The organism is Ralstonia sp. ASV6, assembly GCF_016429285.1.
Lineage (GTDB): Bacteria > Pseudomonadota > Gammaproteobacteria > Burkholderiales > Burkholderiaceae > Ralstonia > Ralstonia flaminis.
Genome location: NZ_JAELUI010000221.1, coordinates 1 through 5,734, shown reverse-complemented (window position 1 = coordinate 5,734; position 5,734 = coordinate 1). Strand labels below are relative to the sequence as shown.

The following is a 5,734-nucleotide window of genomic DNA, read 5'->3' as shown; positions in this document are numbered from 1 at the left end:
GATACCGGCAGGCGCTCGATCGCCACGCCCAGTTCCTTGCCCAACTGCGGCAGGGAATGGAACTTGCCGGTCTGACCGCCGTTGATCTTGAATTCCTTGAGTGTTTTTTTCAGGTTGTGGGGCATGGCATGACTCCAGGCTTAAGGATGCGCGGGGCACCAGAGTGTCCCTTGCGGATACATCAAGTCAATCAAATCCAATTCAAATCACGTACAAATCGACATACGCATTGACCGGCATCGCTTCCAGCGTCTGCTGGTTCAGCGATACCGCCAGGATCGCGTCCTGCTGCCTGGCCGGAAAACGGCGGGCCAGGTTGGTCCTGAACTTCTCGACCAATAGTGGCATGCTTTCCTTGCGCCGCCGCTTATGGCCAATCGGGTACTCCACCACGACTTCCTTGAGCGCCTTGCCGTCCTTGAACTGAACGGTGATCGCATTGGCGATCGAACGCTTCTCGGGGTCGTGGTAATCCTGGGTGAACTGCTTGTCTTCCACGCAGACAATCTTCTCGCGCAACGCATCAATGCGCGGGTCGCGGGCGACGTTGTCTTCGTAGTCTTCCGCCGTCAGCCGGCCGAAGATGAGGGGCACGGCGACCATGTACTGGATGCAATGGTCGCGATCCGCCGGGTTATTCAGAGGGCCTTGCTTGTCGATGATACGCAGCGCCGCTTCGTGCGTGCGAATCGTGATCCTATCGATGTCGTCGATGGTCTTACCGGCCTTCGCAAGTGCCTTGTGCAGTGTGATGGCCGCTTCGGCAGCAGTCTGTGCATGGAATTCGGCCGGAAAGCTGATCTTGAACAGCACGTTTTCCATCACGTACGTGCCGTACTTGCGCTGGAACTTGAACGGCTGTCCCTTGAAGGACACATCGTAGAAGCCCCATTCCTTGGCGGTGAGGGCAGAGGGGTAGCCCATCTCACCCGTTTTGGCCATCAGCGCCAGGCGCACGCCGCGGCTGGTCGCATCACCCGCTGCCCACGATTTACGGCTGCCCGTATTGGGCGCGTGGCGGTAGGTGCGCAGCGATTGGCCATCAACCCACGCCAGCGACACGGCATTGATGATCTCGTCGCGCGATAGCCCGAGCAACTGCCCGACCACCGCGGTGGTGGCGACCTTGACCAGCACAACGTGGTCAAGCCCCACCTTATTGAATGCATTCTCGAGCGCGATGCAGCCCTGGATCTCATGGGCGCGGATCATCGCGGTCAGCACGTCACGCATCACCAGCGGCTTTTTGCCATTGGCGAGGTTCGTGCGGGACAACCAGTCCGCCACGGCCAAGATGCCGCCGAGGTTGTCCGACGGGTGGCCCCATTCAGCAGCCAGCCAGGTGTCGTTGAAATCCAGCCAGCGGATCATGGCGCCGATGTTGAACGCCGCCTGCACTGGATCGAGCTGGAATTGCGTGCCCGGGACCTTCGCGCCGTTGGGCACGATGGTTCCCGGCACGATGGGCCCCAGGAGCTTGGTACACGCTGGATACGACAGCGCCTCCAGCCCGCAGCCCAAGGTGTCCAGCAGGCAATGACGGGCCGTTTCATAGGCCGTCTTGCTGGTGAGCTTGGACTTGGTCACGTAGTCGACGATGTCGACGATGACCTTGTCAGGTTTCGGGCGAATGTTCGCAACCGGTGCGGACATGGGTGGCTCCTGCGGGCCTCTCGCGTTGACTCGCGTTACTGCTTGGCCGGCTGGGCAACGCCCGGCGCGGGGGCCGGTGCCGGTGCGGCGTTGTCTTGCAGCATCAGCGGCAGGCCGGCTGGAGCGCGCAGGGCGCCAGCTTGCGTCGGTGCCGGTGCGCCAGCGGCCATTTCGGCGGTCTGGCACTCGTCGGCCAAGCGGTGGCCTTCGTTGCGGTCGAACAGCATGGCCTTGGCGGGAATGACCACCAGGTCGAAGCCGGTCTTCTGGTCGAAGTAGCGGTCGGCACCGGTGTGGGTCAGCTGGCGCGGCAGATCGTAGTTCTTGCCCTTCCAGTGCAGCTTGATGATCTGATCGCGCGTCATGTCGCCGGCGATGTAGAACTCGTTGCCGAGTTCGCACTTCCATTGCACGCCATCCGGCTTGACTGCGGCAACAGGGGTTGCCTTCTTGGTGGTCTTCTTCTTGGCCGGTGCCTTCTTGGCTGCCGGCTTGGCGGGCGTGGCGGTCTGGGCGGCTGCGTATTGCGACGCGGCCAGCGAAAGAACGCCGGCGCAGGCGCCCACGATGAACTTGTTCATAGAGTTTCCTTCGGTAAGACGGAGTGGGGAGGCGGTTGCCGTGGCCAGGAATGCCAGGGCTTTGCGCGCACCGGCCGGTATTTTGACCGATTTGGTCGCGGCGCCCAACGTTCTGTTATACGGCAACGCCAGCCTTCGCCCAAACGGGGGGTGTCGGCTTCGTGCCGCCCGGTTTCGTGCAGCTCACCTCTCGCTTCTTCGTCTCGGCCGTTCTCCTTGTCGGTGTGTTGGTGTTGATTGGGTCAGGTTTGCGATCGTCAGCCGCGATTCTGCGCAAACAGCGCGTCCAGCTTGGCTTCGTACTCGTGGTAACCAATGCTGTCGTACAGTTCCATGCGCGTCTGCATCGTGTCGACCACGTTCTTCTGCGTCCCGTCGCGGCGAATTGCTGCGTAGACATGTTCTGCTGCCTTGTTCATCGCACGGAAGGCCGACAGTGGATACAGGATCATCGACACGCCTACCGAGGCCAGCTCGTCGCGCGTGAACAGCGGCGTCTGGCCAAATTCAGTGATGTTCGCGAGCACCGGTACCTTCACAGCGTCAACGAACCTGCGGTACATCGACAGATCGGTCATCGCCTCGGGAAAGATCGCATCCGCGCCCGCTTCTACACAGGCCACGGCGCGTTCGAGCGCCCGGTCAAAACCTTCGACGGCCAGCGCGTCTGTGCGGGCCATGACGACGAAACTGGCATCGGTGCGCGCGTCAACGGCGGCCTTGATGCGGTCGACCATCTCGTCCTGGGAGACGATCTCCTTGTTGGGGCGATGGCCGCAGCGCTTGGCGCCGACCTGGTCTTCGATATGCATGGCCGCGGCGCCAAACTTGATGAGCGACTTGGTCGTGCGCGCCACGTTGAAGGCAGAAGCGCCAAAACCCGTGTCAACGTCCACCAACAGCGGTACGTCGCACACGTCGGTGATACGGCGCACGTCGGTCAGGACGTCATCCAGGCCGGAAATGCCCAGGTCCGGCAGACCTAGCGAGCCGGCTGCCACGCCGCCGCCCGACAGGTAGATCGCGCGATAGCCGGCACGTTTGGCAAGCAGCGCATGGTTGGCATTGATGGCGCCGACGACTTGCAGCGGCGATTCTTCGATCAGGGCCTGGCGGAAGCGGGCGCCTGCGCTGGCTTGGGCGGTGTCGGTCATGGCGAATCTCCTCTTAGCCGAAGAAGCGCGCGGCAGCTTCAGGCGGTATGTCGACGCCGGTCGTGTGCGCACGTTGCAGCACAGTCCACCAGTAGCGGTAGCTTGCGCGGTCATGCAGGCGGCCGTCGTGCTGGATCGGGCCCCATGACGCGTCCTGTGCCGCCGCAAGAATGGCGGCTGCCTGTGTCACTTCTTCGTGCGACGGCCGGAACGCAGAAACGATGGGCCCGATCTGATCCGGATGGATGCTCCACTTGCGCAGATAGCCGAATGCATTGCGGGCATGCGCGGCATCAGCGCCGGCGCGGTCCGGGCGCTTGATGTCTGTGCTGACGTTGTGCGACGGGACTTTGCCGTGGGCATGGCACGCGGCGGAAATGTCGGTCAGCGCGCGGCGGATCAGCGGATGTTCGAACTGCTCCGGAGAGCCCATCGCCGCGCCCGGAATTGCACCGTTGTGCGCAGACACGAAATCCATCAGCCCGAAACTCAGGCATTCCACCTGCACCAACGAGGCAATGTCGAACACCTGCGCCAGCGCGCCGTGCGTTTCGATCAGTACGTGGATCGGCAGGTGTCGCGCGATGCCGGCTGCACGCGCGGCCTGATTGACGCGATCGGTCACGCGGGCCACCTCCACCACGTCGCGCACCTTGGGCACGGTCACGTAGGCGAGGCGGCTGCCGGCAAGGCCGACGAGGATGTCGACATCCTGCATCCACGCGTCGTGGCTCGGATCGTGGATGCGGACACCCACGCGGTTGAAGCGGTTGTCGTCGCTGTTGATGAGCGCGGCGGCCAGTTCGGCATGGGCGCGTTCCTGGCCGACTGCGGCGCCATCCTCACAGTCGAACGTGATATCGAAGACAGGGCCAAGGGCTTGTTGCAGAGCAAGCGACTTGCGCATCAGCTTCTCTGCGCCCGCATAGTGGTCGCAAACCGGCAATTGCGCCGGAGCGTCGTCGTCCTGGAACAAAACCTCGGTGGGGTGCACTGCGTGGTACCGGTTTGAGTGGCGCTTACTGCACTGCGCCGTGATTTTAGGTGCAAAAAAACCGGAGGGTTCGTTGCCGATCCACTCCGGTTTTTCGTCAGATCATGCGTTTCAGCCCAGCAGGTGCTGCACGCCTGCGCGCTCGCCTTCCAGCTCGTCGAGCGTGATCTTGATCTTGCCTTGGCTGTACTCGTCGATCTCCAGACCCTTGACCACTTCGTACTTGCCGTTGGCGGTCGTGACCGGGAAACCGAACATCACGTCTTGCGGGATGCCGTAGTCGCCGTTCGAAGGGATGCCCATCGTGACGATCTTGCCGTTCGAACCCAGCAGCCAGTCACGCACGTGGTCGATGGCGGCGCCAGCTGCCGAGGCAGCCGACGACAGGCCACGCGCTTCAATGATGGCGGCGCCGCGCTTGCCAACGGTCGGCAGGAACACATCGTTGTTCCACACCGGATCGTTGATCATGTCCTTGACGCTCTTGCCGTCGATCGTGGCGTAGCGGTAGTCGGCGTACATCGTCGGGCTGTGGTTGCCCCACACGAACAGCTTCTCGATGCTCGACACCGGCTTGCCGGTCTTGGCGGCGATCTGCGACAGGGCGCGGTTGTGGTCCAGGCGCAGCATGGCGGTGAAGTTCTCGCGCGGCAGGTCCGGCGCCGACTTCATGGCGATGTAGGCGTTGGTGTTGGCCGGGTTGCCGACCACCAGCACCTTGACGTTGCGCGAGGCGACGGCGTTCAGTGCCTTGCCCTGCGCCGTGAAGATCTGGGCGTTGGCCGACAGCAGGTCCGCGCGCTCCATGCCCGGGCCGCGGGGGCGGGCGCCCACCAGCAGGGCCACGTCCACGTCCTTGAACGCGGTCATCGGGTCGGAGTGGGCTTCCATGCCGGCCAGCAGAGGGAACGCGCAGTCGTCGAGCTCCATCATCACGCCCTTGAGCGCCTTCTGGGCCTTCTCATCGGGAATTTCCAGCAGTTGCAGGATGACGGGCTGATCCTTGCCCAGCATTTCGCCGGACGCGATACGGAACAGCAGGGCGTAACCGATCTGACCAGCAGCGCCGGTCACTGCGACGCGCATGGGTGCTTTTGCCATGAGAACTCTCCAAATGGGTGTGAAAAGCGGATCGCACTGCGCGCGGCGGGGCATCCTGGCGGGATGTCGGTGCAGCCTCGCAGGCATTGCCGGCAACGGTCGGCGCCTCGTGGGCGGTCGGCTCGGATTAGGCAAGAGCCTCGCAGTTTACTGCGTCCGCATGACGAAGTGGAAACACCCTTGCGATGGATCTTGAGGCCTGCCGACGCAAGTGCGAAGCCCGTCGTCCGGAACAGGCGCGAGTGTAGGGC

The 5,734-nt window shown here is 63.1% G+C and carries 5 protein-coding genes; all 5 read right to left on the bottom strand.

Features of this window, described 5'->3' with window-relative positions; all coding sequences use genetic code 11:
• Positions 1-201: 201 nt before the first annotated feature.
• Positions 202-1,653 (bottom strand): bifunctional 2-methylcitrate dehydratase/aconitate hydratase, encoded by a 1,452-nt coding sequence (locus JHD73_RS26060; RefSeq protein ID WP_199033057.1) that lies wholly within the window; start codon positions 1,651-1,653, stop codon positions 202-204.
• Positions 1,654-1,688: 35 nt separating this feature from the next.
• Entirely contained in the window at positions 1,689-2,234 is a 546-nt protein-coding gene (locus JHD73_RS26055) for a hypothetical protein (RefSeq protein ID WP_199033056.1), read from the bottom strand.
• A gap of 257 nt (positions 2,235-2,491) precedes the next feature.
• Positions 2,492-3,388, bottom strand: a complete 897-nt coding sequence (prpB, locus tag JHD73_RS26050) for a methylisocitrate lyase (protein WP_199033055.1) — start codon at positions 3,386-3,388, stop codon at positions 2,492-2,494.
• Between the two features lie 13 nt (positions 3,389-3,401).
• Positions 3,402-4,382 (bottom strand): CoA ester lyase, encoded by a 981-nt coding sequence (locus JHD73_RS26045; RefSeq protein ID WP_199033054.1) that lies wholly within the window; start codon positions 4,380-4,382, stop codon positions 3,402-3,404.
• Between the two features lie 111 nt (positions 4,383-4,493).
• Positions 4,494-5,483, bottom strand: a complete 990-nt coding sequence (locus JHD73_RS26040; protein ID WP_021194926.1) for a malate dehydrogenase — start codon at positions 5,481-5,483, stop codon at positions 4,494-4,496.
• Positions 5,484-5,734: the final 251 nt, after the last annotated feature.